The organism is Microcoleus sp. LEGE 07076 (assembly GCF_015207455.1).
Lineage (GTDB): Bacteria > Cyanobacteriota > Cyanobacteriia > Cyanobacteriales > Microcoleaceae > Microcoleus.
In genome coordinates, this window is the sequence record NZ_JADEWV010000304.1 from 1 (window position 1) to 5,334 (window position 5,334).

Sequence of the window (5,334 nt, forward strand, 5' to 3'; positions counted from 1 at the left end):
GAACAAGTAAATTTAAGCATGAGCGACTTCATGCGCCGTGCAGCATTGAAGAGAGCCATACCACGTCCTATAGCTGCATTTGACTTAAAAGCCTATCAAGTTTTGTGCAAGATTGATGCCCAATTTAGAATTGCAGGAAACAACCTCAATCAGATTGCTAAAGCTTGCAATAGTGCTGTAATATTGGGAGAACCAGTTGTTGTCAATATAGGACTCTTAGAAAAAGTACAGCAACTCATTCGAGAAAACCAAGATGCAATTAAAGCAATGGTTGCAAACCTCGCCAAATCCACAGTACGCTAATTATTAACAAGCCTGGGCTTTACCGCCTGAGCAATCGATGCTGTGAAACTGACGGTTTTTCGATTATGATCGGCAAACAAATCAAAGGTACAGGCTTTAGGGGCTGTTTGAACTACGTGCTGGGCAAAAAAGACGCTTATCTGATTGGCGGCACTATGTGCGGACAGACTCCTGAAGAACTCGCTGCTGAATTTGCGATCGCCCGACAACTAAGACCTAACCTGAAAGTAGCAGTTTTTCACGCCACTTTATCTGTTGCAAGCACCGAGAGACTGGAAGATTCTGAACAAAATGACCTGCGCTGGCTGGCGATCGCGGCCGACTACATGAAAACGATGGGATTTGACAATAACCAGTATACAGTTGTCAAGCACAGCGATACAGAACACGACCACATTCACATCGTCGCCAGTCGCATTCGCCTAGATGGAAGTGTCGTTGACGATAGCTGGGATTATTACACAAGCCAAGAAACTATTCGCCAGCTCGAACAGGACTATAATCTAGAAATTGTCGCGCCGAGTTGGGAAACAGACAAGCGAGCTCCGACTACAGGAGAACACAGGCACTTACAAAGCAAGGGAAACAAGAGCGTCAGGGTGCAATTACAAGACCTAATTGATGAAGTTACCCAAGATAACCCAACTATGCCAGAATTCGTTGAGCGGTTGCAGCAACAAGGCGTAGAGGTGCAAGTCAGACTGACTCGAACTGGGTTCAGTAAAGGCATTTCTTACAATTTAGATGCAGTCGCTTTAAGTGGCACTCAATTGGGTAAAGCTTACACTTTTTCTGGATTGCAGAAGCATCGAGGCGTTAGCTATGACCAACAGCAAGATAACGCCCTAATTGAGGCTTTAATGCAGCCACAACACTTAGCTATCGCCCCCAGTGAGGCAGAGGAAAATGAGTTAGAGTCGTCACAATTCGAGTTAGTAGCAGGCGCGGCTGCAACTCCTGCAACAGCAAATGAGTTAGAGTTGTTACAATTTGAGCTAGCAGCAAGCGCACCTGCTACTCTTGCAACAACAGCAAATAAATTAGAGTTGTCACAATCTGAGCTAGAAACAACCGCACCTGCTACTCCTACAACAGCAAATGAGTTAGAGTTACAATTATCAATCCTGCCTGAAAGGAATGAAACTCAGTGGCAAAAAGTCCGATCGCATCTAGCAGTCGAGTACAGTTTACCTTTAGAATTGCTTGAAAAATTGCACTCTCATTCTTGGCTGTATGCCGGCTCAGAAAAGGCTGTCTTTACGGCACGGACGCTTGACGGGGAAGCCCGGTTCGCTTTTGTTCTTGATGAATTGGGCAACTTTACTACAACCCATCCCCTGTCATCTGAAGCTGCTTTCTGGGTAGCTACTACTGGAGAAATCGAGCGAGCTGTGATTGCTTGTAACCCAATAGAAGCCCTTTCAATTTTGCTTATTGAACAGGAAAATAACCAGGATAACTCTGCAACAGCACCACCCACAATTTACCTAGGAATTGAACGAGCTTCACAACTGCCTATACAATTCTTACAAGAACTCGATAGCGTTATTATAGCGATGGCCGAAAATTCTCAGCTCGCTCGAAATGCAAGCGAGCTGCTACCGAATGCAGAACTTGTTAATCCACAGTCAAGTTGGAATGATATCTGGATACAATTAATTGAGCAAGAACAGCAAGATATTCAACAAAATAACCAACAGTATAAACGGCATACCCAAGACATCGAACTGGATTAGTTATTGCCACTTAAAAATTTGACTTTTATTAAATAAAAGCGCTAGCTAACAAATTTCATGGTTGCGACATAAATTCCTGGGTAGTTCTGCCATATCAGGGTTTTGATAACGGTGGGTCAACCGTTTTATCCCCCCAAGTATCCTTACCAGGTAAGACTACCAATTACTGATTACTGCCACTAATTATGACAGCTTTTTTAACGTATTTATCCACTATTTTGGCGTAACTATTAAGTAAATTGAGACGGTGCTTGCTCAAATAATTTGTGAGTCAATATGGGTAAAAATAAATTATTTATACATTTTATCGTACTCACTAACATTTACGAAAAAACAAATTTATGAGCGCTGTCGCGCCCAAAAATAAAGCATCGGACAAAAAAAATGGAACTATCGCAAACCTACACCTATTACTTCAATAATTTAACCTGCGTCCACCAAACAGAAAACGAACTGTACATCATGGGCAGGGAAACAACACTTGTACTAAATTTTCAACAAACAAGCTATCAAACGCTCGACCAAATAATCCACGCTCTGCGACTTGTGAGGGACAAAAAAATCCAAGACAGAAAGTCAATTATTGAGCAAGAACTGCTGGCATTAAACTTCCAATTCACTGAAGAAAGCAGCAACCGTAGCAACAACGGCAGCAACAACGGCAGCAACAACGACAGCAACAACGACAGCAACAACGGCAGCAGCAACGGCAGCAACAAAAACTGCGAGCTAAAAATCGACTGGTAATTCAATTATGCCGGAGAGACAAGTTTGTTTCTCCGGCAGCCGCAAACATCTTTCACCACATTCAAAAATGGCAAACTTTCATGGCAGGATACGTGTATCTTCTGCACTTTGAAAAGCCGATATGTTCAACTCATCCAGCCCAACACTACGTCGGCTGGACAAAAGATTTGGACGAAAGGCTTTGGAAACATAAAAAAGGTAGAGGTGCTAAATTTTGCGCCGCTGCCCGAGAACGCGGAATAAACTTTGTCTTGGCAGAATGCTGGGTTGCAGACAAAAGTTTTGAGAGGAGAATCAAAAGGCAAAAAAATCACAAACGTTTTTGCCCTCTTTGCAAAAACTGAACTGAAAGGAAAAATCAGCTTTTTTGTAGGAAATGCAATCCCACTAGGACGAAACATAACAGTTTTCAAACATTGTGAGATACAGTTGACCGATTACCTTTTTCCCCATTACCAAGAAGCTAATTTTCCGGTCTACACCGCTTTCATGAGCTTGCATAAATAGTTGCAACTGGGTGTTAAGTTTCGTACTTAAACTCAACACCCAGTTGTTTGTCCGTAATTCCTGTATCTATTAGACATCTCCCATAATGATTGTGGAACAGGCCGTTGGGCCTGTTCTGAACTGTCTTTTTGGGAGATATCTATTGCTTTCGCCAATACGCATCTACCCCTCGTCCCCGACATTGCAAACGCCCCGCATCCCTCTCCCGGCGCAATAGACGGCGAATCAAATCAATTCCCACTGTTGGACACCGTTCCTGCAATTCCCTAATCGAGAATTCTTGAGGCAAATTGTTAATCGCATCCAATACGATCGCCGTTTTCGTTCCTTTTGCGGATGTAACATATCCCACCCGCTGTTCAAACTCCCGATAAGCTGATAGCAGCATGACTCCCAAGAAATACTCCCACCAAGGTAACAGGTTATGCTGTCCTTCATGCCATCCTTGGGAAGATTGGTAAAGCGTATCGTAATAGCTTTCCTTAGTTCTCTCCACAATCCGTTCTAAACTAATAAATCGCCCCACCTCATAACCAGCTTTGTATAGCAGCAACAAAGTCAGCAACCTTGCCATCCGCCCGTTTCCATCTAAAAATGGATGAATGCACAAGAAATCCAAAATGTAAGTTGGAATCAGCAATAAAGGTTCTATCTCGCCCGATTCCCAGAGGCGATTAAACCGTTCTTGCAGGCGTTCCATTGCCACAGGAGTAGCATAAGCGGGAGTAGGTTGAAACCTCACCACTTTAGTCCCGTCAGGATAAGTAGCGCTAATTTCATTATCCACTGTTTTCCAGCGCCCGCCTGTATTAACAGCAAATTGGTAAAGATCGCGGTGCAGTTGTAAAATGACACCTGTACTAAAAGGAATGTGGGTATAACTGGTGTGAATTGTAGTTAGCACGTCCCGATAACCCGCAATTTCTTGTTCTGAACGATCGCGCGGCGTTGTTTTTTCTGTTACTAATTTCTTAATCCGTTCTAGCGGCACAGTAATGCCTTCAATGCGGTTAGAAGATTCGGTACTCTGAATAACCGCAGCTTGGCGCAAAGTGCCTAAAACTTGTGGCGCTTGTTGCTTGAATAACTCCTGCTTTCCCTTGTATTCTCCAATTAGGCGAATTGTTTGAAGCAACCGTTGGTTAATGGGTTGCTTTTCTATTAAATCTTCTTCAAATGATTGCATATTAATTTCACCTTTCTTTGATAATTATACCACATAAAAAAGCTTGTCGAAGGGGAAGGGGAGAATTTAACGCTTATCGCAACCAAGGCGATTAGGACACTCTGAATTGATGAAACTCGCTTATTCTATTCCCTTCTTTGTACTTTTAAGAATAAGGGGATGGTTGCTGAATCCAATTGAACTAATACCAATTTCCTAAAGTCCTGCTACAGATAAGGCGTCTAAAATGAATTCCCATCCCGTCAAAGAAGCAACGACCCCCCCTAGTTTCACCAAAATGGAGGGGGGCTGTACAAATTTATGAACGATTTTGCGTCATCCTAGCTGTTGAGGTACGACCGCTACAACCCGCATTCTACCGTTTTTTTATGATCTGAATCACACTTTGGGGTGATTTGGAACACTATAACCGCGCAATTGATTGGCTTTACTACGTAATGGGGGTTTCAAACCCTCAAGTTCTCTACCAAACGACTTTCTCAAAATGTATCCTGAGAAAATAAATTGAGGAGAAAATGGAAGTATTCTCACTTCAGGATTTTGGTTATGTGGAACCTTAATAAACCAGAAAGAGTATTCGCCTACTTCTAAATCTACAAACACATCATGTTCAAGGGCTAATTTTGAACATTTACGTATAGCACCATCTTCAAGCGCTATTTCTAGAGTTGGTTTAATCTCCACCCAAACATCTAAGTCTTCTATCCAAAAATCAGGTGTATATTTTGTTCCATCTGAAAACTCAAAAGGCTCTTCTCGCTCATACTTCCAACTTAATTCTAAATGTTCAAACATTGAAGCCCAGTCAGCCTCCAATGTGGATTTGAAATCCACGTTATAGCGCTGTGTTTGTTT

The 5,334-nt window shown here is 42.5% G+C and carries 7 protein-coding genes; 5 read left to right on the plus strand and 2 right to left on the minus strand.

Annotated elements, in window-relative coordinates:
* The 5 genes from mobC to IQ270_RS27805 form a co-directional block, all read left to right on the plus strand.
* The coding region (mobC, locus tag IQ270_RS27785) for a plasmid mobilization relaxosome protein MobC (protein ID WP_193976366.1) at positions 1 to 303 on the plus strand (303 nt) is incomplete at its 5' end.
* Between the two features lie 65 nt (positions 304 to 368).
* Positions 369 to 2,039: a relaxase/mobilization nuclease domain-containing protein gene (locus tag IQ270_RS27790; protein ID WP_193976367.1), complete on the plus strand. Its 1,671-nt coding sequence runs from the start codon at positions 369 to 371 to the stop codon at positions 2,037 to 2,039.
* Between the two features lie 384 nt (positions 2,040 to 2,423).
* Complete coding sequence (locus IQ270_RS27795) at positions 2,424 to 2,786, plus strand: hypothetical protein (RefSeq protein ID WP_193976368.1); 363 nt, start codon at positions 2,424 to 2,426, stop codon at positions 2,784 to 2,786.
* 80 nt (positions 2,787 to 2,866) lie between these two features.
* Entirely contained in the window at positions 2,867 to 3,130 is a 264-nt protein-coding gene (locus tag IQ270_RS32470; RefSeq protein ID WP_193976369.1) for a GIY-YIG nuclease family protein, read from the plus strand.
* On the plus strand, positions 3,033 to 3,293 hold the full coding sequence (locus IQ270_RS27805; RefSeq protein WP_193976371.1) for a hypothetical protein: 261 nt from the start codon (positions 3,033 to 3,035) through the stop codon (positions 3,291 to 3,293). The genes IQ270_RS32470 and IQ270_RS27805 overlap by 98 nt, the downstream gene beginning before the upstream one ends.
* Before the next feature lie 139 nt (positions 3,294 to 3,432).
* On the opposite strand, the gene IQ270_RS27810 is transcribed toward IQ270_RS27805, so the two are convergent.
* Together IQ270_RS27810 and IQ270_RS27815 are read right to left on the minus strand one after the other, a co-directional pair.
* A complete protein-coding gene (locus tag IQ270_RS27810; protein WP_193976370.1) occupies positions 3,433 to 4,479 on the minus strand; it encodes a Fic family protein in 1,047 nt (348 codons plus the stop codon).
* A gap of 378 nt (positions 4,480 to 4,857) precedes the next feature.
* On the minus strand, positions 4,858 to 5,334 hold a 477-nt coding region (locus IQ270_RS27815), incomplete at its 5' end, for a hypothetical protein (protein WP_228056766.1).